The sequence below is a fragment of the Curtobacterium sp. MCLR17_039 genome (assembly GCF_003234745.1).
Taxonomy (GTDB): Bacteria; Actinomycetota; Actinomycetes; order Actinomycetales; family Microbacteriaceae; genus Curtobacterium; species Curtobacterium flaccumfaciens.
On sequence record NZ_QKTF01000016.1, the window covers coordinates 16,909 to 37,641 of the forward strand.

Consider the following 20,733-nt stretch of genomic DNA (forward strand, 5'->3'; position numbering starts at 1 on the left):
TCAGCGCTCCGGGGTCGTGGTGATGCCGGCTTCGACGGCGTCGGCGGCGGCACGTGGGGTCCAGCCGGTGTCGGCCGTCTCGCCGATGCGCTCGAGGGCGTCGACGACGAGGTCCCAGAACCGGCCGTGGTCGAGCTCCATCGCGGCGCTCGTGCGGCAGTCCTCGGGTGCGGGGGCGCGGAAGTCGGCGACGGTCATGCCGAGGGTCAGCGCGCCCTGGGTCTCGACGTGGATCGGGACCTTCACGGCGCGGACGATCGTGGGGTCGATGACGTACGCGACGGCGCAGGGGTCGTGGACCGGCGGGGCGTCGAAGCCCTGGGCGTCCTTGTAGGTCTGGCCGAAGAAGTCGAGCAGCTCGCCGACGAACGCGGCGGGGGCGGTGCCGACGCCGGCGATGCGCGCGGCGACCTCGGGGGTGGCCAGGGCCTGGTGCGTCAGGTCGAGGCCGACCATCACGACGTCCCAGCCGGCCTCGAACACGATGGCCGCGGCCTCGGGGTCGATGACGATGTTGAACTCGGCGACCGGGCTCCAGTTGCCGACGTGCACGCCGCCACCCATGAGCACGACCTGCTTGACGCGCTCGACGATGCGGGGTTCCTTGCGGGCGGCGAGGGCGATGTTCGTCAGGCCGCCGGTCGGCACGAGGGTGACCGTGCCGGGCTCGTGGGCCATCACGGTGTCGATGATCAGGTCGACGGCGTGGCGCTCGTCGAGGTCGAACGACGGCTCGGGGAGCATCGGTCCGTCCAGGCCGCTCTCGCCGTGGATGTCCGGCGCGACCTCGATCTGGCGCAGCAGCGGGCGGGCGGCTCCGGCGGCGAACGGCACCCCGGTGATGCCGGCGATGCGGGCGACCGCCAGGGCGTTGCGGGTGACCTTCGGCAGGGTCTGGTTGCCGACGACGGTGGTCACGGCGAGCAGGTCGATGGCCGGGCTGCCGTGGGCGAGCAGGAGCGCCACGGCGTCGTCGTGGCCGGGGTCGCAGTCGAGGATGATCTTCGCGGCGGGCTGGGTCGCATCGGGCACGCTGGGCGCTCCACTTCTTCGGGGAATCGAGGTGAGTGCTCGACGTGGTGGGGATCCACGGGCCGGCAGAGCGCTGGCGACGTGGCGCGTCAAGCGTTTGACATCGAAACACGTCAAACGCTTGACGTCAAGTTCGACCACCGCGCTCGCTAGCATCGACGAGTGCCCTCCCCCGCCGCCCCGAGCCGTCGTGTGACCGCTGCGATGGTGGCCGAGCGTGCGGGCACGAGCATCGCCACGGTCTCCCTCGTCGTGAACGGCAAGGACCGCGGGCGGGTCTCCGCCCCCATCGCTGCACGGGTCCGCGACGCCGTGGACGACCTCGGCTACGTCGTCGACCACGCCGCCAGCTCGTTGGCCCGCGGCAGCGGCGACCTCGTCGTGTTCATCGCCCCCGACCTGTCGAACCCGTTCTTCGCCGAGGTCATCCGTGGCGTCCGCGACACCCTGGGCGACCGGTTCCAGCTCGTGCTCTCCGTCACCGAGCGGGGTGCACAGCCGGTCGCGGCCGACGTCCGGCGCTTCGAACGGCTCCGGCCGGCCGGCATCCTGGTCGACGCACCGGCCGCCGACGAGTCGATGTCGGCGAGCGTCCCCGTGGTGCTGCTCGACGCCCCCGGTGGGCCCGAGGCGGTCAACTACGACCTCTCCACCGGCGTGCACGACCTCGTCGCCCACCTGCACGACCGGGGACACCGGCACGTGGGCTACCTCGACGGCACCTCGCGGGCGGCGACGTTCGGCGTGCGCCGCGAACTGTTCGAGCAGGCCTGTGCGGAGGCCGGCATCACGGTCTCCGAGGTCACCGCCCGCGCCGACCTGACCGTGGAGGCCGCGGCCTCGGCCACCGAACACGTCATCGAGGCCTGGCAGGACGACGACGTCACCGCCGTCGTCGCGGCCGCGGACACCCTGGCCTACGGAGTCCTGCGGGTCGCCGACGCGCTCGGCATCGCCGTCCCCGGCGCACTCGCGGTCGCGGGCTTCGACGACCTGCCGTCGTCGTCGGTCACCGCGCCGGCCCTGACGAGTGTGGCACTGCCCGGCGCCGACCTCGGTCGCGCGGCGGCACTGCGGCTCCTCGCGACGCTCGACGGCACGGCCGCCGAGCCCGCGGCCCTGCCGACGCGGCTCGTGCCGCGCGCGAGCACCGGCGCGTAGCGCCGGGTCACCGCGACCTCACGCGCTCAGCGACAGCTCACGCGCGCTGGAACGCGCGAGGTGTCGCTCAGCACGAAACATCGGCCGCGGCGCGCGGTGGTCGCGACCGGACGACGGACGGGAGGCCCGGTGCCAGCTGGCACCGGGCCTCCCGTCCGTCGGTCGGTCGCGTCTACCGGTCGGTGTCCCGCCCCGGTGCGGAACCCTCCGGAGCCGCCGCGTGCTCCGCACGCGCAGCACGCTGCGCGCGCTCGAGCTCGTCGGCCTCGTCGCCGCCGACGGCCTCGCCACGGGCGACCATGCCGGCCGTGTCGGAGAGCGTGATCTGCGGCAGGAACAGGGCGAGCAGGAACGCCACCGCGATGAACGGCAGCAGGTACCAGAACACCGGTGCGAGCGAGTCGGCGTAGGCGTTCACGATGCCGTCCTGCACCGCAGGCGGCAGGCCCGCGACGGTCGACGGGTCGATGCTCCCCGCCGAGGACGCCGCATCGGTCGCCGAGCCACCGGCACCGCGGAACACGTCCGTCAGCGACGTCGTGAGCCGCGCGGTGAAGAGCGCTCCGAAGACGGCGGTGCCGAGAGAGGCGCCGACCTCACGGAAGTAGTTGTTCGTCGACGTGGCGGTACCGACCTGCTCGGCGGGCACGGCGTTCTGCGCGACGAGGACGACCACCTGCATGATCAGGCCGAGCCCGGCACCGAAGACGAACAGGTACGCGCAGATCAGCCAGATCGGGGTGTCCGCCGCCAGCTGGGTCATCGCGAGCATCGCGATGGCCACCAGGACCGTGCCGACGATCGGGAACATCCGGTAGCGCCCGGTCTTGGTGATCAGGACACCCGAGGCGATCGAGGTGCCGATCAGGCCGGCCATCATCGGCAGCATCAGCAGGCCGGAGACGGCGGCCGAGGTACCCGAGGCCATCTGCAGGAAGGTCGGGACGAAGCCGATCGCGGCGAACATGCCGATGCCGAGCACGAGGCCGATGCCGGTGGCCAGCAGGAAGGTGCGGTTGCGGAAGAACGACAGCGGGAGCACCGGGTCCTGCGCACGGGACTCGACGAACACCAGGAGCGCTGCCGAGACGACGAGACCGGCGAACCAGGCCCAGGTCTCGGGGGCGTCCCAGCCGTGGTCCTTGCTGCCGCCGAACTCCGAGAAGAACACCAGGCACGTGGTCGCGGCGGACATGAACAGCACGCCGAGGACGTCGATGCGCTTCGTCGCCTTCTTGTTCGGCAGGGTCAGCGCGAACCACGCCACGAAGAACGCCGCGATGCCGACCGGGATGTTGATGTAGAACGCCCAGTTCCAGGTGAGGTGGTCCACGAAGAAGCCACCGAGCAGCGGGCCACCGATGGCGGACAGGCCGAAGATCGCACCGAGCGGGCCGAGGTACTTGCCGCGCTGCGAGGCCGGGACGATGTCCGCGATGATCGCCTGCGACAGGATCATCAGGCCGCCGCCGCCGAGCCCCTGCATGGCGCGGAACGCCACGAGCTGCGTGAAGTCCGTGGCGAACGCGCACCCGGCCGACGCGATGGTGAACAGCGCGATCGCGATGAGGAACAGGTTGCGGCGACCGAGGACGTCGCCGAACTTGCCGTAGACCGGCATCACGATGGTGGAGGCGAGCAGGTACCCGGTCGTCAGCCAGGCCTGGTGCGCGACGCCGCCGAGCTCGCCGACGATCGTCGGCATCGCGGTGGAGACGATGGTCTGGTCGAGGCTGGAGAGCAGCATCCCCGCGATCAGGGCGGAGAAGATGATCCAGATGCGACGCTGCGTCAGGAGCAGCGGGCCGTCGGAGCCTGGGCGGGCACGCTTGGTGGTGCCCGGCGCGGTGGCGCTCATGTGGTGTGTTCCCGTTCGGTCGTGGTGACCGCCCTGAGCAGGCGGAGGTTCTCGGTGAGCAGTGCGTCGAACGTCGGCCCGGTGGCCTCGTCGAACGCGTCGTCGAAGTACTCGGTCGCGGTGGCCTTCATCAACGCTGCCGCGGCCTCGGTGACCAGGCGCGGTCGGCGGTCGGCGGGGTCGTCCCACCCGAACCGTCGCCGCAACGCCACGGTGATCCGGGCGAGCTGCACGTCGGTCGCCGACAGGAACCGTGCGACGAGTGCCGGCTCCCGCTCGAACACCCGACGGACCAGGGCCTCGTCGGCGCGGGCGATGCCGACCCGGTGGAACTGGTCGATCGCCAGCGCGACGATCGACCCGAGGGGGTCGAGCTCGCCGGGGACGATCCCGCCCGCGGCGTAGGCGTCGATCGCCTCGACGTCGGCGTTGAGCTCGATGCCGAGCACGGCGTCGTCCTTCGACCCGAAGTGGTTGAAGAACGTGCGGCGTGACACCCCGACCGTTTCGCAGAGCTGCTCGATGGTGAAGCCGTGCAGCCCGTGTTCCACCGTCGCCCGACGTGCCTCGACGATCATGCGTCGGCGCAGCGCGCGGGTGCGTTCGGTGGTGCTCACCGAGCAAGAATTGCACTCTCCTGTTGAAAGTGCAATACGTGAACGGGCCGGGCTACAGCGCCTTCTCGAAGCAGAACGACCACGGCATGGTCGCGACGTAGGGCTCGTAGACCGCGATCTGGTCCCAGCCGGTCTTGCGGTAGAGCGCCACGGCGTCGGGCTGCTTGTCACCGGTCTGCAGGATGAGCCGCGGGGCGCCGAGTTCGCGACCGACGCGCTCGCACTCGTCGAGCAGCGCGGTGGCCGCACCCTTGCCGCGCGCCGAGGCGAGCACGATGAGCCGCTTCAGTTCGACCTCGTCACCCAGACGCCGGACGGCGATGTGCCCGACCGGTTCGCCGGACTCGTCGACGGCCAGGATCGACGTGACGACGGTCGACGGGTCGACGCTCAGCGCACGACCCCGCTCGGCGGTGACAGCAGGGTCCTCGCCGGCGTTCGCCGATCCGTAGCGTTCGTGCATCTCGTCGTCCATCCGGGCGCGGAGCACCACGCTGCGGGGGTCGTCCCAGGACACGCGTTCGATCGTGATCACGAACGTCGATCCTGGCACGGGCGACCGACGACGCGGAAACCGAGGCGCCCGTCGGGCGCGACCGGCGCCGCCCGTCAGGCGCGACCGGCGCCGCCCGTCAGTCGCGCTGGCCGAGTGCCGCGATCGGGCCCTCGCCGGCGCGGAACGCCGCGAGCACGGCCGCCGCGTCGTCGTACACCTCCGCCGCCCCGGCACCGCGGAGCTCGTCGCCGCCGATGCCGCCGGTCATGACGCCGACGCACTGCACCCCCACCTTGCCGGCGGACTCGACGTCCCACATGGCGTCCCCGACCATCACGGCGTCGTCGGCGGAGACCCCCGCCTTGTCGAGTGCGACCCGGATGATGCCGGGGTCCGGCTTCGCCTGCTCGACGTCCTCGGAGCTGGTCTCGGCGGTGACCCACTCACCCGCGTCGAGCAGGTCGCGCAGGCGGGCGAGTTCGTGCTCGGGCGCACTGGTCGCCAGGACCACGGCGTGCCCCGCTTCGGCGACGGCCTGCAGGAGCTCGCGTGCACCCGGCAGCAGCCGGAGCCGCGGCATCTGCTCGGCGTAGTAGGCGGTGTGGAACTGCTTGGCGGTGTCGCGGGTCTCCTGGGACGCGTCCGGCAGCAGCGTCTCGAGCAGCTTCGCCGAGTCCATCCCGATCGCGCGGTGGATGCGCCAGGCGTCGACGGACTCCCCCGCCGCCAGGAACGCCCGCCACCACGCGTCGATGTGCGCGTAGTTCGAGTCGGCGAGGGTGCCGTCGATGTCGAAGAGGACTGCTGTCGTGGGTGCGTCGGCCATCCCACCATGCTGCTCGGGAGGCCCGGATCGCCTCCCAGGGGCGGCCCGCGTCCGTCAGACGGTGATCGTCTCCCCCGCGGGCAGGATCAGGACGGGCACCGGCCCGAGACCGTCCGGCCCGAGGAACCGCGCGGCGGACTGCTGGCCGAGCTCGCTCAGCATCGCCTCGTGGATCTGCACGGCCCGCTCCGGCGCCACGGCTCGCACGTAGTCGACGGCCTGGGCGGTGTTCGTCCACGGCCCGCTCGTCGGCAGCAGCAGGGTCGACACCGGGACACCGGGCTCGAGGTACGCGTCGCCCGGGTGGAACACCGCGTCGTCCACCAGGTAGCCGACGTTCGCGGTGGACGGGATGTCGGGGTGGATGACCGCGTGCTGCTCGCCGAAGACCCGGACGGAGAACGGTCCGACGGTGATCGTGTCGCCGGCGTGCACCGCTTGGACCCGGCCGTGGTGTTCGCCGAGCTGCTCGACGACGGTCTCCGGCCCGCGGACGACGAGGTCCGGGTTCGCGGAGAGTCCCGCGCGCAGGGCGTCGATGTCGAAGTGGTCGGGGTGGTCGTGCGTGACGAGGACGCCCACTGCTCCGCGGACGAGGTCGACGGCCTCGGGCGTGAACACCCCGGGGTCGATGACGAGGGTGACGCCGTCCTGCTCGAGGACGACGGTGGCGTGGTTGTACTTCGTCAACTCCATGCGCACAACTGTACAGCCGTGTTGTACTTCTCGGGCTCCCGGGAAGGTGAGGGGTCGTTCAGTCGGCCCGACGCGCAACCCGCTCGAACAGCTCGGGCAGACGGCGCAGCAGCGCACGCTCCTCGGCGTCGGTCTCCTCGCGGATCGCGTCGGCCAGCCAGTCCGTGCGGGCGTCCGTGTCCCGCTGCAGTGCGGCCCGGCCGGCGTCCGTGATCCGGATGACCGACGCGCGGCGGTCGGTGTCCGACGCCGTCCGGTCGACGTAGCCGAGCTCGGCCAGTTCGCCGACCGTGCGGGACTGCCCCTGGTGCTTGACCCCGCGGCGGCGCGCGAGTTCCGCGATCGTCATCGGGCCCTCGCGGTGCAGGAACCCGAGGGTGGTGGTGTGGGTGGCCGGCAGCGCGTCCGCCTCGCGTCGTGCGGCACGCACGACCCGGCCGATGGACTGTCGGAGCTCCGCAGCGAGCTCGTCGATCGGGTCCATGCCCGGAACGCTACCGCGTCACGGACAGGAGGCGCGGTGCCAGCTGGCACCGCGCCTCCTGTCCGTCACGGGGTTCCGCTCAGCTGCTGCGGACGTCGTCCGCCGCACCCTGCGCGTTGTCCTTGACGTCGGACGCGGCCCCCTGTGCCTCGCCCTTGACCGCCTGCGCGGCGTCCTGCGCGGTCCCCTTGAGGTCCTGCGCGTGCTCCTTCGCCACGTCGCCGAGCTGCGAGCCGACGTCCTTCGCCTGCTCCTTGACCTCGTCGACGAGCGGTGCAGCCTTGTCCTTCAGCTCACCGGCGAGCTCTTCTTCCTTCTCGGTCGTCGGCAGGAGCGACGACACCAGCCAACCGGCACCGAACGCGATGAGGCCGACGGCCAGGGGGTTGCCCTTCGCCTTCTCGACGCCCTTCTGCGCGACGTCCTTCGCCTGGCCGGTCGCGCCCGAGGCGGAACCGGAGGCGCTCGAGCGGGCCGACTGGGCCGCGCCCATCACGGACTCGCGGACGTCCTGGAACCGGCCCTTCACCTTCTCGCTCTGGCGGTGGGCGATGGACGACGGGCTGACCTTGTCGGCGAGGGCGTCGACGTCGGAGCCGAGTTCGCCGCGGGTGCGCTCGATGTCGGCGCGGATCTCGTCTGGGGTGCTCATGGCTTCCTCCCGGTGTTGGGCTTGAGTGTCTCGGGGACTTCCTTGGCGGTCTCGACCGTCTGCGGGGCGCCCTTGATCTCCTTGATCTCCTTGCGCCCGCGGACGGCCAGGATCGCGGCGACGATCGCGTAGACGACCGCGATGATCAGGGCGGACCAGGCGTTGCCGATCAGGTAACCGAGGCCCCACCACGCGGCGATCGACAGGAACAGCAGGGCGAACACGGCGGTGAGTCCGGCGCCGCCGAACATCCCGCCCGCCTTGCCGGCCTTCTTCGCGGAGTCGGTCAGCTCGGCCTTCGCGAGGGCGACCTCCTGCCGGAACAGGCTGGAGAGGTCGCGCGACACGTCGGACAGCAGCTCACCGAGCGGTGTGGTCGCAGCGCGCTCCTCGGGCGTCGGTTCGCCCAGGGGTGTCGCGCCGGGGACGGACTGGCTCATACGCCACTCCCCGATCCGGTCGTGCCGTCGCCGGCCTCCTTCTCGTGCTTGACCTCGGTCGCGAGCGCCTTGGTCAGGCGGCCGGCCAGCAGGCCGGCGCCCGCGGCGATCGCGATGAAGGTGCCGGGGCGCTTCGCGGCGAAGGTCTTCACCTCGTCGAGCAGCGAGCCCGGGTCGCGGTTCTCGAGGAACCCGGCGGCGGAGGTCGCGCGGCCCGACAGGTCGCGGACGACCTTCGAGGCCACACCCTGCTCGTCGTCGTTCTCGGCCATGCGCCCGAGCTGCTCACCGAGGGAGCGGAGTCCGCCGGCAGCGCGCTGCTGCTGCTCGCCGGCCTGCTGCTTGAGGTTCTCGGACGCCTGGCCGTAGAGCTGCTTGGCGTGGTCGGTCGCCTCGGAGGCGACCTTCGACGCCTGCTCCTTGGCGGTGCCCGCGACGTTCGCGGCCTTCTCCTTGGCGTCGCCGGCGACGTCCTGCGCGGCACCCTTCGCCGCATCGGCCTTGCCGGAGCCGCTGCCATCGCCGCTGGAGCTGCCAGCGCCGCTGGAGCCGCTGACGCTGCCGGCGGACGCGGCGGACGGGACGGCGGGGAGCTGCTCGTCGGCCGGGACGGCGTCGAGGGGTGCGTCGAACGGCACCTCGGCGGCGCTGTCGCCGTACGGGTCGTCGGTCCGGGGCGCACCGGGGTCGGTGGATCGCGCGGCGGGGGTACCGCTGGCGTACGACGGCACCGTCACGCCGGGGGCGACCTCGTGCCCCTCGGAGGCTGCGGTGCGGTCGTGGATGGGCGTCCCGGAGTCGTTCCCGGGTGGGTTCGTGGTCATGGTCGGCCTTCCGGTTGTCGTCGTCCCCGGCGTGCACCGGGGGCGTTTCGCATCGAACGTGCGCGCTGCCCTCTGGGTCAGGACCCAGGAATGCCGGGAAACGCGGTCCGGCAATCCGCACAGGCGACAGCCGGTTGGATCGACGGATGCCCCGTGTCTCGGTCGTGATCCCCGTGCGGGACGATGCCGTGCACCTGCGCCGGTGCCTCGCCGCCCTCGCGGCCCAGACCCGGCCGGCCGACGAGGTCGTCGTGGTCGACAACGGCAGCACCGACGACAGCGCGGCGATCGCCCGGGACGCCGGCGCGGTCGTGGTCACGGAGCCGGTGCGCGGGATCGCCCGAGCCTCGGCGCGCGGCTACGACCGGGCGTCCGGCGACGTGGTCGTGCGGCTCGATGCCGACTCCGTCCCACCGCCGTCCTGGATCGCCGACGCCGTCCGCCTGCTCGCCGACCCCGAGGTCGTCGCGGTCACCGGTCCGGGCCGACCACGGAACGGCGGCCCCGTGGTGCGCCGACTGTGGGACGCCGTCTACATGGGCCCGTACTTCGTGCTGATGTGGAGTGCACTCGGACACCCACCGTTGTTCGGGTCCGCCATGGCGATGCGCCGGTCGACCTGGGCCGCGGTCGGGGGGCGAGCGCACCGGGACGACGCCGAGGTGCACGACGACGTCGACCTGAGCATGCAGCTCGACCCGGCCTGGCGGGTGGTGGCCGACCCCGTGCTCACGGTGCAGGTGTCCGCGCGACCGTTGTCGGGCCTCCCGTCCGTCTGGGTGCGGACGCGACGCGCCTTCCACACGTTCCGCGTGAACGGCCGGCGGGCCAACCCGGTGCGCCGGTGGGCACGACGGCTGCGATCGCGGTCGCGGTCGCGGTGGTGGTGGCGCAGCCGCTGACGACGGCTTCGGTCAGCCGGTCACCGAGCGGGTCGGGACCGCACGTGCGCCCGCTCGCCCTGCGGCCCGTACAGGCACAGCACCTCGGTGACGGAGTCGGTCACGTTGCCCATCCAGTGCGGGGTGTGGGTGTCGAACTCGGCGACCTCTCCGGGACCCAGGTCGAGGTCGTGCTCCCCCAGCACCAACCGGAGCCGTCCGGACAGCACGTAGAGCCACTCGTAGCCCTCGTGCGTCTTGAGCGAGGGTTCCCCACCCGGGGTGTTCGGCGGGAACAGCTGCTTGAACGAGCGCACCCCGCCGGTCCGCTTCGTCAGCGGGACGACCACGCGGCCGCCGTGCACCTCGGGCTTCATGTGCACACGCGGGTCGCCGGTCTGTGGTGCGCCGACCAGGTCGTCGAGGGGCACCTGGTACGCCCGAGCGAGGGGCAGCAGCAGTTCAAGTGTGGGCTTCCGCTGCCCGGACTCGAGCCGCGACAGGGTGCTCACCGAGATCCCCGTCTGCTCGGACAGTGCCGCGAGCGTGACGTCGCGGTGGGCGCGCAGCGCGCGGAGTCGGGGGCCGACCCCGTCGACGACGTCGGCCGTCGTGCGCGGGGCGACCGGTCCCCGGGTGCTGTGTGCCATGCGAACCATGTTGCCACATCGGCAAACTTCGTTGCTGTTCACTCGTGACCGGCCGCATGATCAGCGCATGCCTGAACACTTCGACGTCATCGTCATCGGCGGCTCGGCCGCCGGCCTCTCCGCCGCCCTGATCCTCGGCCGTTCGCGGCGCTCGGTGCTCGTCGTCGACTCCGGCGAGCCCCGCAACGCTCCGGCGGCCGGCGCACACAACTACCTCGGCCACGAGGGCGTCGCGCCCGCCGAGCTGATCCGCATCGGTCGCAGCGAGGTCGCCGCCTACGGCGTCCAGGTCACGGCCGGGAGGGTCGTGGCCACGTCCGCCACGACCGGTGACGGTCACGACCGGGTCGGCTTCTCGGTCACGCTGGACTCCGGCGCGGTCGTCACGGCCCGCAGACTGGTCGTCGCCTCCGGCGCCGTGGACGTCCTGCCCGAGGTCCCGGGCCTGGCCGAACAGTGGGGGCGCGGGGTCGTGCACTGCCCGTTCTGCCACGGCTGGGAGATCCGCGACCAGCGGATCGGGGTCCTCGTCACGACACCGAACGCCGCACACCACGCGCTCATGTTCCGGGCGCTGAGCGATCGGGTGACCGCGTTCCTGACCGATCCAGCGCTGATGGACGACACCGCCCTGGCCGGTTTGGCGGCCCGCGGCATCTCGGTGGTTCAGGGCCCGGTCGCCGAAGTGGTCTCCGAGGGTGACCGGCTGACCGGGGTCCGGCTCGGCGACGGTTCCTTCGTCGAGCTCGATGCCCTGGCCACGGCGAGCCGGCCCGAGGCGCGGGTGGACTTCCTGTCCGGGCTCGGCCTCGCCGCCACCGACCAGTTCATGGGGGACCACCGCTTCGCGACGGCGCTGACCGTGGACGCCGCCGGGCAGACCGCCGTGCGCGGGGTGTCCGCGGCAGGCAACGTGACGGCCCCGATGGCGACGGTCATCGCGTCGGCGGCTGCCGGCACCCAGGTGGGTGCAGCGGTGCACGGCGACCTGGTGCAGGCCGACCTGGTCGCGGCGCTGGCCGGGGTCGGCGCTGGGGTCGGCGCTGGCGCTGTTTCGGGCGCTGTTTCGGGCTGAGCGACAGTTCGCGGGGCCGGTCGGGCGTGCAGTGTCGGTGAGCGCGAAACTCGGCGTGGGTCAGTCGACGCGGTAGCCGGCCTGCGCGGCCAGCAGCGGAGCGAGCGTGTACAGCTGGTCGGCGCCGATCGTGGCCCCGCGGAACCCTTCGAGCCGCTCGACCCGATCGAGGTCCGCTCCGCGCAGGTCCACGTGGTCGATGCGGGTGTTCGACCCCTCGGCGGCGCGGATGCTGCTGCCGTCGAACGACACCCGCAGCAGCTTCGCGTCGGCGATGTCGAGCTCGTCGATGACGCAGTCACGGAACACGACGTCGGTGATCGTCGAGCCGCGCAGGTTCACGAACCCGAACTTCATGCCGACGAACTCGACGCCGTTCAGTCCGGAGTCGTACAGCTCCGCCGAGCCGACCCGACCGCCGGAGACCCGGACTTCGCGCCACGAGCTGCTCGACGCCCGCAGGATCGGGGCGTCAAGCGAGTCGATGATCGAGTCACGGACCCGGAGCCCACGGAAGTCCGCATCGTCGCCCCGGAACGTGTCGATGACACACTCCTCGATCTCCAGGTCGGGCAGCCGCTCGCCGGCCAGGTCGAGGACGTCGATGCGCTTGCCCTCGAGGCGGTCCCCCGTCAGGACGTCACCGGGAGCTGGTGCCCAGTCCTCGAGGTTCGTCGGTTCGGTCAGGGTGATGCGCGGGGCGTCGGTGCCGGAGGAGCGTGCCATGCCCCCAGTCTGGCGGTGACCGCCGACCCCGCGGGTCACGACCGCGGTCGGGTGAGGACGCTGTCCAGCCGGTAGTCCTTCGCCGGACCACGTGCTTCCCACCGCACCGTCCAGCGGTCTTCGTCGCCGTCGAAGGCACCCGTGTAGTCGTCCGGAGCGCAGGCGTGGGCGACGCTCGTGCCCCAGACCCAGTCGTGGAAGACCCGACCGTCGGAGAAGTGCACGGTCCAGCCGCCGTCGGGACCCCGCCGGAGGAGGAGGGTCCGGGACACCGGGGTGGACCGGCCGTCGAAGATCATCACGCCGGACTCGTCCCAGCGAACCTCGTCGTCGCCGACCCGGGTCAGGGTGGTGGTCCCGGTGACGGTCCCCGCGGCCCCGGTGCGGTGGTCGTGCACGGTGCGGTGGAGTTCCCACACCCCGAGCAGGTCCGTCGGCAGCAGCACCGGACCAGGCTAACGGCGCAGGGCCTCGGCCCGCGCGGCTCGGCGCTCGTCGTCGGTGATGACACCGCGGGCGTGCAGCTCGTCGAGTTCGAGGAGCCGCTGCTCCGGCGAGCTCCGACGGGCACCGTGGGGACGCCGACTGCGGACGACCGCGATGCACACGGCGACGATGACCACGATGACGACGAGCGCCATCAGCAGGGTCCAGACGAGGTCGTAGACCGGCGGGATCAGGGGGTTGCGGACGTCTTCGGAGACGATCATCGTCCGCGCAGGGCCTCGGCTCGGGCGCTGCGGTGCTCCTCGTCGGAGATCACACCGCGCGCGTGCAGGTCGTCGAGTTCGGCGAGGCGCTGCTCGAGCGGCTTGTCCGGAGCGAACGTGCGGCTCTGCATCGCCTGGTACGCGATGTCCTCCTGCATGGTGAGCGGGTTCTGACCACGGTCGGCCATCCGCTTGCCCCGGTAGAGCGAGAGGATGACGATCGTCAGGGTCGTGAGGATCATCAGCGCCGCGACGACCCCGAACGCGATGCCGAACCAGCCGCCGAACAGGTCGGACATCCCCGACTCCCCCGGCCCCTCGAGCTCACTGAACGCGGACCAACTGAGCACCATCGCACTCCCCCTTCTCACAACGACGAGCGAAGCGTAGCGCGAGACGGGGAACACGAGCGGACGTTCCTTCCCAGAACGCCCGCGATGGAATGTGGAACCGGGCGTACCTGGTCAGAACTTCCGACCCGGTACGCCCGAAAACACCCGGTACGCCCGAAACCACCAGGTACGCCCGAAAGCACCCGGTACGCCCGGGGCGACCAGGCAGCGCCGACCCCGGCCACCCCCAGCCCCAGCCCGGTCAGCCGCGGAGCGGCCCGGACCCCGGAACGTTCGCACCGTCCGCGAACCCGGCCACGAGTGCACGCAACGCTTCTTCGGAGGTGTGCCGGGCCTCCCATCCGAGCACCGACCGGGCACGGTCGGTCCGCATGATCGGCACCCCGGCCGCGATGTCGATCCACCCGGCGTCCGTCGGCTGCAACCGCAGCCGCCACGTCACCGTCACGATCCCGCGCAGCAACCGCAGCGGGATCCGCACGGCACCGAGCATGCCGAAGGCCCGGGCCAGTCGCGGCGGGTTGAGCACGGGCGAGGCGGCGATGTTGAACGCCCCAGCTGCCCGTCGGTCGACCGCGCGCCAGTAGGCGTCCGCGACGTCGTCGGCGTGCACGGCCTGGAACACGAACGGGTACGGCAGCGGCAGCACGAGCCAGCGGATCCACCGCACGATCGACATCGGCACGAGGTGTCCGAGGAACAGCCCCCGGATCTCGGCGGCGGCGTCCCGCTGGAAGATCAGCCCCGGGCGCAGCCGGGTGACGGTCACGGAGGGGTGTTCGGCCTCGAACGCGTCCATCGCCGCTTCGTTCGCGGCCTTGTGGATCGAGTACGTCGCCGTCGGGATACCGTCGGCGGGCCAGCTCTCGTCCACGGGGGTGTGCTTGCCGTCGACGTCCACCCCGCGGTAGGCACCGACCGAGGACGCGACGACGACCTGGGGCACCTCGGCGCGCGCGACGGCGGCCAGGACGTTCGCCGTGCCGGTCACGTTCGTGCGGTGCTGCGCGGGGATGTCGTGCGTCGGCTGGAGGGCCCACGCCAGGTGGATGACGGCGTCGGCGCCCTGGAACACGGCCGTGAGCTGGTCCACGGCGTCCGCGGCGCCGACGTCGACCGCGTGCCAGACGGCGGCGGCGTACGGCTCCGCGCGGAGGTCCGGCAGGCGCCGGGCGACGCCGACGATCTGGACGCCGGCGGCGTCACGGGCGGCGTCACCGGCGGCGTGATGGCCGGCGTCACCGGCGGCGTGACGACCGGTGACACCGTCGCCGTCGGCGCGCACGGCCGCGAGCCGACGGAGCACCGCCGTCCCCACGTTGCCGGTCGCGCCGACGACGACGACGCGCATCAGGCCGCGGCCATCGCGGGGTCGAGCACGACCTTGACGCAGTTGTCCTGCTTCTTCTGGAAGACCTCGTACATGTGCGGGGCCTCCTCGAGCGAGACGCGGTGGGTGGTCAGGTCGAGCGTGCCGAGCGGGTCCGACGGGTCGGAGACGAGCGGCATGATGTCGTCGATCCAGCGCTTCACGTTGCACTGACCCTCGCGGATGGTGATCTGCTTGTCGAACAGCGTCATCATCGGCATCGGGTCGGCCATGCCGCCGTAGACACCGCTCAGCGAGACGGTGCCACCGCGGCGGACCAGGTCGATCGCCGCGTGCACGGCGGCCAGCCGGTCGACACCGGCGGTCTCGATCGCCTTCTGCGCGAGCTTGTCGGGCAGCAGGCCGGCGGCACGCTGTGCGAAGCCCGCCATCGGGTTGCCGTGGGCCTCCATGCCGACGGCGTCGACGACCCCGTCGGGGCCGCGGCCGTCGGTCAGGTCGACGAGCTCGGGCACCAGGTCCTTGGTCAGGTCGAACACCTCGGCGCCGTGCTTCGCCCCGAGGTCACGGCGGACCTGCTCGGGGTCGACGGCGAGCACGCGGTAGCCGAGGTGCTTGCCGATGCGGGCGGCGAACTGGCCGACCGGGCCGAGGCCGAGCACGGCGAGCGTGCCGCCCTCGGGCACCTGGGCGTACTGCACGGCCTGCCACGCGGTCGGCAGGATGTCGCTCAGGAACAGCCAGCGGTCGTCGGGGGTGCCGTCGTCCGGCACGACGATGGGGCCGTAGTCGGCGTGCGGCACGCGAAGGTACTCGGCCTGGCCACCGGGGACCTGGCCGTACATCTTGGTGTAGCCGAACAGCGAGGCACCGGTGCCGTACTCGGTCACCTGGGTGGTCTCGCACTGCGACTGCAGGCCGTGCTGGCACATCCAGCAGTGGCCGCAAGAGATGTTGAAGGGGATGACGACCCGGTCGCCGACCTTCAGGTTCGTGACGCCGGATCCGACCTCTTCCACGATGCCCATCGGCTCGTGGCCGAGGACGTCGCCGCGGTCGATGTACGGGCCGAGCACGCGGTACAGGTGCAGGTCGGACCCGCAGATCGCCGTGGAGGTGATCCGCACGATCGCGTCGGTCGGCTCCTGGATGGTCGGGTCGGGGACGGTCTCGACGGACACCTTCTCGGTGCCCTGGTAGGTCAGTGCGCGCACGTTGCGTTCCTCTCGTGGTCGCTTCGAGCCGGCCTGGAGGCACGACTCGCGTTCCCCTCCTCGGTACGCGCCCGCCCCGTGGACGCTCCCAGCCCCGCGTCCCCCTCGCGCACGTCGGCGCGGGTGGGCGTGCCCGCAGCACAGGCGCCGGACCCCGGCGCGGCGGTGGGGCCGGTGCGCGCGGGCGGCCAGCGGCGGGGCGGACCCGCACCGGGCCTCCCGGCCGTCGCCTCAGGCGGGTTCTGCCCGGGCGAGCAAGGCGTCGCGCGCGACCGCGAGCTGTGTCATCCCCGCAGCCGGTCACGCTCCCCCGGCGGCAGGTGCTCGGTGGCCGTCCGGCGGGCGGCCGGGCTGAGGAACCGGCCGCTCTGCTCGAGGAACGCCACGAGGGCCGGCTCGGACGCCCGCTTCCCCGTCTCGCGCAGGACCAACCCGAGCGCCGACTGCACCGTCTCGCTGCGCTCCCGAACCAGGCGCCCGGCGATCCCGAGCGGCACCTCGGCGTCGCCCTGCTTCGCGAACGCCAGGGTCGCCACGACCGCGATCCGGCGGACCATCGCGACGTCGGACTTCGCCAGCGCGAACAGCGGACCGGTCGAGGCGCCCACCAACGGGGCGCCGACGAGTTCCTCGGCGGCCAGGTCGACGAGCACCGGGTCTTCGAGCCGCTCGGCCTTCGCCGCGGACAGGTACTCGTCGGTGAGCTCCGGGTCCGGCTGCGCCCGCATCGCCTGCACGAGCAGCAGGACGGCGACGAGCTTCGCGCCGTCGTCCTCGCTCCAGAGCAGCGCCGAGCGCTCCCCCTCGTCGAGGTCGTGGAACTGCCGCGCGACCCGGCGGGCCGCGGCGACGTCGCCGGTGGTGCGGGCGAATGCCGCCAGCACGGCTTCCGCGTCGCGCCCTGCCTGGAGGCCCGTCACGCGACCGCCCCGTCGCTCGCGTCGTTCTGTGGTGCCGTCCGACGCCCGCGGCTGAGCACGATGACCGCGACGACCACCAGGAACGCCGCGAACAGCCAGGTGCCGACCTGCGGGTCGACCAGGCGCGCCAGCACGGCGCCACCCGGCGAGCAGACGGCGGCGGTGATGCCGACCGTCAGCCCGACCCGCAGGTCGACCGCGCGACGCCGCAGGTTCGCGACCGTCCCGGACAGCGACGTCGGCACCATCGTGAGGAGTGACGTGCCCTTCGCCAGCAGGTCGCCGGCGCCGAGCACGACCTCGAGCCCCGGCACGATGACGACCCCGCCGCCGACCCCGACGAGCCCGGACAGCACCCCCGACAGCAGCCCGAGCAGCAGCAGGACGATCGCCTCGACGACCCCGAAGTGCACCTCGCCGCCGCGGGTCGGCACCGTGGTGAACAGCGACACCAGCACGACGGCGATGAACCCGACGAAGATCCAGGGCAGCACGCGGAGCGGCAGGGCACGGAGCAGCCGGGCACCGATCGGCGCGCCGATGACGCTGCCGACCGCCAGGGTCAGGGCCGCCAGCCAGTGCACCTCGCCCTGCACGGCGTAGGTGACCGCACCGACGACGGCCGCGGGGGCGATCGCCACGAGCGACGTGGCCGAGGCCCGACGCTGGTCCATCTGTGCGAAGGCCATGAGCGCCGGTACCACGATGACCCCACCACCGACGCCGAACAGCCCGGACAGGACCCCCGCCAGGACCCCGATCGCCACCAACACGAGCACCGTTCCGCCGCGCTTCCTCATCCTGCCCAGGCTATCCGCGCCGCGGGCGTGCTCTCGCACGGTGCGAGGTAGCCCGCACTTGGAGTGCAGGAATGGTCGGGTGCCCGAAGGCGACCCGACCATTTCTGCTCACGAAGCGAACGTCAGATCGCGTGTCGGGGCGTCAGGAGCAGTAGTCGGCCACCGGCTCGCTCGTGCCGCCCACGAAGACGGTCGCCACGCGGCCGCTCCCCTCGCCGACCTGGAACACGATGTACCGCTCGCCGGACCGAACCGCCCAGAACGTGTCACGGGTACCACCCGCCGCGTCTGTCCGGGTCTGGACCAGGTCCGGGTAGGCAGCCCTGACCTCGGCGAGGGTGCTGCCCAGACCCACCCCCTCGAGCGTCTTCGGGCCCACCTGCTGGCCCGGTGCGGCGTCCTGCCCCTGCTGGATGACGACCGTACCGACCGCGCCGCCGGCGACGACCTCGACGACACGCTCGCCACCGGGTCCGTCCCAGATCCTGGAGTTCGTGTTCGGGCAACCGAACGGGTAGATCACGGTCCCCTTGTCGTCGATCAGGGGCGGCGCGGGCGAGAACGCGGCACGCAGTGCGGCGTCGTCGGCCCCGGCGGGGCTGCCGAGCGTCGCCGGTCCGACGGCATCCGCCGAGATCGTCCACGTCGACCAGTCCGTCGCCGAGTACGGCGGGGCGGTCGGCGTGGGCGTGGGCGTCGGGGTCGGTTCACCGACGACCGGCGCCGACGACGGCGTGACGGTCTGGCTCGGCTGGCTGGTGGCGCTCGGCGCGGGCTCGGGCTCGGTGGGCGACGTCGGGATGAGTCCGAGCGCGACGCCACCACCCGCCGTCCCCACGGCGAGCAGGGCGATGACGGTGATGACGATGCCGGTGCGACGTCCACGGCGCTTCCGCGGTTCGGCCCGCTCGAGCACGTTCTGCTTCATCGAGACGAGCATGCGCTGCAGGTCGTCTCCGATCGGGGGCTCGGAGTTCATCGCTGCACCTCCTTCGTCGCTCGGGACCCCCGCCGTGGCGTGGGTCCTTGCGGGCGGAGTCCGAGGTGCTGCGCGGCGTCCGACCACGTCCGACCCTCGACGAGACAGAGCTCGACGAGTCGTCGGTCGGTCTCGGGGAGGGCACGCAGGTCGTCCTCGACCCAGCGCAACGGCGCAGCGCCGCCGCCGTCCGCACCACTCGTCCGGGCGTGCGATCGGCAGACGGCCAGGAGCCACGGCAGCAGCAGACCGGTGGGCAGGTACAGGCCGTCGGCGTGCTGCCAGAGCGACAGGAACGACTCCTGCACGACGCGCTCGACGTCGGTCGGCGTCGCGGAGACCGCCCACGCGTAGCGCGTCAGCACCGGGGCGAACCGGTCGAACGCGGTCGCCAGTGCGGTACGGTCCCCGGCGACCATCCGGCGCACGAGGTGTGAGTCATCGTTCGTCACAGCACTCCCTTCACTTCAGGAGTGTCGCGAGATCGGCGATCCTGACAGCCGAAACGCCCGGTTCGGTCGCATCACCGGAAGTGCAGCACCGAGAGCGGGTCGATGAGCGAGCCGGCCTGGCGCACCTCGACGTGCACGTGGGCCCCGGTGGACTGCCCGGTGTTGCCGGACTTGCCCACCTCGTTGCCCTTCGACACGATCTGCCCCTGCTTCACGCCGATCTTGCTGAGGTGCGCGGTGAGGACGGTGGTGTTGCCGTACGTGACGACGACGTAGTTGCCGTAGGACGCGTGGTTCGCGACGGTGGTGGTGACCGTCCCGGTCCCCGAGGCGTACACGGGCGTCCCGGTCCCCACGGGCGAGTCGGTGCCCTGGTGGTAGCGCGGGACGTGTCCGACGCCGCGGTCGTCACCGTACCGGCCGGAGATCTTGGTGCTGGCCACCGGCCACAGCAGCCCGGTCACGGGGCGGGTCGACCACGCCCGGGTGTCGGACTTGCCGTAGAGCACGACGTTGCCGTCGACCTGCACGAGGAGCCGTCCGCCGCCGGCACGGCTCGTGGCACTCGACCAGAGCCACTTGTCCGCGGCCGAGTAGACGGCGAAGTTGCCGTCGGCCTGCACCGAGGCGTAGGCCCCGACGTTCCCGGCGGTCTTCGTCGCCCAGACCTGCTTGCCGTTCACGACCTGTGCGAGCACCCCGTCGGCGCGCATGGTGAGGGTCCGGGCGTTGGTGCGGTCGGACCGCAGGACCGTCCCCGGCAGGATGAGGTTCCCCGCGGCGACGCTGTCCTGGTACGTGGGGAACTCGACGACGCTCTTGTTGGCCGTGTTGATCATGCGCATCGTGCCGTCCGGGCGGACCCCGAAGTTCCGGCCGACGTGCCCGGCGCCGCCCCAGAGCGCGATCCGCACGTTGTTGTGGACGATGGCGAGCGTGCCGTTCGCCCGGATCTGCGCGAAGGCCCCGGACTTGCCGGACGTGTTCGACGCCCAGAGCACCTTGCGACCGATGCCGTACTCGACGAGGTTGCCGTCGCCCTGCATGACGAGCTGGAACTGCCCGTTGTTCGAGGTCACCGAGTCGCCCGGCCAGAGCGTCTTGCCCGCGGCGACGGTGCCCGTGTAGACGATCGGAGCGGCGGCGGCCGGGGTGGCGGTGCTCACCAGCCCCGTCGCGACGGCGGCGAGCGCGACGAGCGCTGCGACGACCCGAGCGCGGACTGGGCGGAGGCGAGCCGAAGACGACGAAGTGCGGCGCATGAGTTCCCTGAGCTGGGACCGCAGGGAGGCGGTCCAGGTGGCGGACGCGCCCCTGCGCGACCGTTCGGCGGCACGTCGGTTACGCGCCGCCGAACGATGGTCACCTTTTCCGGGGGGAGAAACAACCCCCTTGACGCGGTGGGGCAACCCCAGTTCCGGGGGTACGCGGCGGGGCAGGAACCGGAGGCGGCAGGCTGGGGCAGCGCTCACCCGGGTGCCGGGGCGCCGGGAGCGCGCAAGATGGTGGCATGCCGACGCCGAACCCCGCCTTCGTCCCGCCCGCAGCGCAGACCAC

General features: G+C 72.2%; 25 protein-coding genes. 3 read left to right on the forward strand and 22 right to left on the reverse strand.

The features are described from left to right. On the reverse strand, positions 1-1,032 hold the full coding sequence (locus tag DEJ00_RS15575; RefSeq protein ID WP_027467145.1) for a nucleoside hydrolase: 1,032 nt from the start codon (positions 1,030-1,032) through the stop codon (positions 1-3). Positions 1,033-1,194: 162 nt separating this feature from the next. Here DEJ00_RS15575 and DEJ00_RS15580 point away from each other — a divergent pair, with 162 nt between their 5' ends. Continuing rightward, positions 1,195-2,193 carry a LacI family DNA-binding transcriptional regulator gene (locus tag DEJ00_RS15580; RefSeq protein WP_258373709.1) on the forward strand — a complete coding sequence of 333 codons (999 nt, stop codon included), beginning with the start codon at positions 1,195-1,197 and terminating at the stop codon, positions 2,191-2,193. Between the two features lie 172 nt (positions 2,194-2,365). On the opposite strand, the gene DEJ00_RS15585 is transcribed toward DEJ00_RS15580, so the two are convergent. The 9 genes from DEJ00_RS15585 to DEJ00_RS15625 form a co-directional block, all read right to left on the reverse strand. Further along, on the reverse strand, positions 2,366-4,051 hold the full coding sequence (locus tag DEJ00_RS15585; protein WP_111057978.1) for an MDR family MFS transporter: 1,686 nt from the start codon (positions 4,049-4,051) through the stop codon (positions 2,366-2,368). Then, on the reverse strand, positions 4,048-4,668 hold the full coding sequence (locus DEJ00_RS15590) for a TetR/AcrR family transcriptional regulator (protein WP_220035020.1): 621 nt from the start codon (positions 4,666-4,668) through the stop codon (positions 4,048-4,050). The genes DEJ00_RS15585 and DEJ00_RS15590 overlap by 4 nt, the downstream gene beginning before the upstream one ends. A gap of 52 nt (positions 4,669-4,720) precedes the next feature. Then, the gene (locus DEJ00_RS15595) at positions 4,721-5,203 is read right to left on the reverse strand and encodes a GNAT family N-acetyltransferase (RefSeq protein ID WP_110858627.1); all 483 of its coding nucleotides are present in this window, start codon (positions 5,201-5,203) and stop codon (positions 4,721-4,723) included. Positions 5,204-5,300: 97 nt separating this feature from the next. After that, positions 5,301-5,990, reverse strand: coding sequence for an HAD family hydrolase (locus DEJ00_RS15600; protein WP_111057979.1), 690 nt, complete (start codon positions 5,988-5,990; stop codon positions 5,301-5,303). Between the two features lie 54 nt (positions 5,991-6,044). After that, positions 6,045-6,686 (reverse strand): MBL fold metallo-hydrolase, encoded by a 642-nt coding sequence (locus DEJ00_RS15605; protein ID WP_111057980.1) that lies wholly within the window; start codon positions 6,684-6,686, stop codon positions 6,045-6,047. A gap of 58 nt (positions 6,687-6,744) precedes the next feature. After that, positions 6,745-7,170, reverse strand: a complete 426-nt coding sequence (locus DEJ00_RS15610) for a MarR family winged helix-turn-helix transcriptional regulator (RefSeq protein ID WP_027467151.1) — start codon at positions 7,168-7,170, stop codon at positions 6,745-6,747. A gap of 79 nt (positions 7,171-7,249) precedes the next feature. Further along, positions 7,250-7,822 (reverse strand): DUF3618 domain-containing protein, encoded by a 573-nt coding sequence (locus DEJ00_RS15615; protein WP_027467152.1) that lies wholly within the window; start codon positions 7,820-7,822, stop codon positions 7,250-7,252. Next, complete coding sequence (locus DEJ00_RS15620) at positions 7,819-8,262, reverse strand: phage holin family protein (RefSeq protein ID WP_051597109.1); 444 nt, start codon at positions 8,260-8,262, stop codon at positions 7,819-7,821. Before DEJ00_RS15620 ends, DEJ00_RS15615 begins: the two co-directional genes overlap by 4 nt. Continuing rightward, the gene (locus tag DEJ00_RS15625; protein ID WP_111057981.1) at positions 8,259-9,086 is read right to left on the reverse strand and encodes a hypothetical protein; all 828 of its coding nucleotides are present in this window, start codon (positions 9,084-9,086) and stop codon (positions 8,259-8,261) included. The genes DEJ00_RS15620 and DEJ00_RS15625 overlap by 4 nt, the downstream gene beginning before the upstream one ends. 146 nt (positions 9,087-9,232) lie before the next feature. Here DEJ00_RS15625 and DEJ00_RS15630 point away from each other — a divergent pair, with 146 nt between their 5' ends. Further along, entirely contained in the window at positions 9,233-9,988 is a 756-nt protein-coding gene (locus DEJ00_RS15630) for a glycosyltransferase family 2 protein (RefSeq protein ID WP_111057982.1), read from the forward strand. A gap of 20 nt (positions 9,989-10,008) precedes the next feature. On the opposite strand, the gene DEJ00_RS15635 is transcribed toward DEJ00_RS15630, so the two are convergent. Then, positions 10,009-10,617: a helix-turn-helix domain-containing protein gene (locus DEJ00_RS15635; RefSeq protein WP_111057983.1), complete on the reverse strand. Its 609-nt coding sequence runs from the start codon at positions 10,615-10,617 to the stop codon at positions 10,009-10,011. A 67-nt stretch (positions 10,618-10,684) separates the two neighbouring features. Between DEJ00_RS15635 and DEJ00_RS15640 the strand changes: the two genes are divergently transcribed. Beyond that, entirely contained in the window at positions 10,685-11,692 is a 1,008-nt protein-coding gene (locus DEJ00_RS15640; RefSeq protein WP_111057984.1) for an NAD(P)/FAD-dependent oxidoreductase, read from the forward strand. A 60-nt stretch (positions 11,693-11,752) separates the two neighbouring features. Here the strand turns inward: DEJ00_RS15640 and DEJ00_RS15645 are convergent, their stop codons facing one another. From DEJ00_RS15645 to DEJ00_RS15695, 11 genes are all read right to left on the reverse strand, one after another. Further along, a complete protein-coding gene (locus tag DEJ00_RS15645) occupies positions 11,753-12,418 on the reverse strand; it encodes a pentapeptide repeat-containing protein (RefSeq protein WP_111057985.1) in 666 nt (221 codons plus the stop codon). A gap of 35 nt (positions 12,419-12,453) precedes the next feature. Further along, positions 12,454-12,864 carry a DUF6314 family protein gene (locus tag DEJ00_RS15650; protein ID WP_111057986.1) on the reverse strand — a complete coding sequence of 137 codons (411 nt, stop codon included), beginning with the start codon at positions 12,862-12,864 and terminating at the stop codon, positions 12,454-12,456. A gap of 9 nt (positions 12,865-12,873) precedes the next feature. Further along, positions 12,874-13,128: a hypothetical protein gene (locus DEJ00_RS15655; RefSeq protein WP_111057987.1), complete on the reverse strand. Its 255-nt coding sequence runs from the start codon at positions 13,126-13,128 to the stop codon at positions 12,874-12,876. After that, positions 13,125-13,481 carry an SHOCT domain-containing protein gene (locus DEJ00_RS15660; RefSeq protein WP_027467158.1) on the reverse strand — a complete coding sequence of 119 codons (357 nt, stop codon included), beginning with the start codon at positions 13,479-13,481 and terminating at the stop codon, positions 13,125-13,127. The genes DEJ00_RS15655 and DEJ00_RS15660 overlap by 4 nt, the downstream gene beginning before the upstream one ends. 241 nt (positions 13,482-13,722) lie before the next feature. Then, a complete protein-coding gene (locus DEJ00_RS15665; protein WP_111057988.1) occupies positions 13,723-14,832 on the reverse strand; it encodes an NAD-dependent epimerase/dehydratase family protein in 1,110 nt (369 codons plus the stop codon). Next, complete coding sequence (locus DEJ00_RS15670) at positions 14,832-16,025, reverse strand: zinc-dependent alcohol dehydrogenase (protein ID WP_071245864.1); 1,194 nt, start codon at positions 16,023-16,025, stop codon at positions 14,832-14,834. The genes DEJ00_RS15665 and DEJ00_RS15670 overlap by 1 nt, the downstream gene beginning before the upstream one ends. Positions 16,026-16,309: 284 nt before the next feature. Next, on the reverse strand, positions 16,310-16,945 hold the full coding sequence (locus DEJ00_RS15675) for a DNA alkylation repair protein (protein WP_181440208.1): 636 nt from the start codon (positions 16,943-16,945) through the stop codon (positions 16,310-16,312). Further along, a complete protein-coding gene (locus tag DEJ00_RS15680; protein ID WP_111057990.1) occupies positions 16,942-17,745 on the reverse strand; it encodes a sulfite exporter TauE/SafE family protein in 804 nt (267 codons plus the stop codon). Before DEJ00_RS15680 ends, DEJ00_RS15675 begins: the two co-directional genes overlap by 4 nt. Positions 17,746-17,887: 142 nt before the next feature. Beyond that, complete coding sequence (locus DEJ00_RS15685) at positions 17,888-18,724, reverse strand: hypothetical protein (RefSeq protein WP_111057991.1); 837 nt, start codon at positions 18,722-18,724, stop codon at positions 17,888-17,890. Then, positions 18,721-19,176 carry an RNA polymerase sigma factor gene (locus tag DEJ00_RS15690; RefSeq protein ID WP_146247993.1) on the reverse strand — a complete coding sequence of 152 codons (456 nt, stop codon included), beginning with the start codon at positions 19,174-19,176 and terminating at the stop codon, positions 18,721-18,723. Before DEJ00_RS15690 ends, DEJ00_RS15685 begins: the two co-directional genes overlap by 4 nt. 71 nt (positions 19,177-19,247) lie before the next feature. Continuing rightward, the gene (locus DEJ00_RS15695) at positions 19,248-20,438 is read right to left on the reverse strand and encodes a peptidoglycan DD-metalloendopeptidase family protein (RefSeq protein WP_111057993.1); all 1,191 of its coding nucleotides are present in this window, start codon (positions 20,436-20,438) and stop codon (positions 19,248-19,250) included. Positions 20,439-20,733 lie beyond the last annotated feature (295 nt).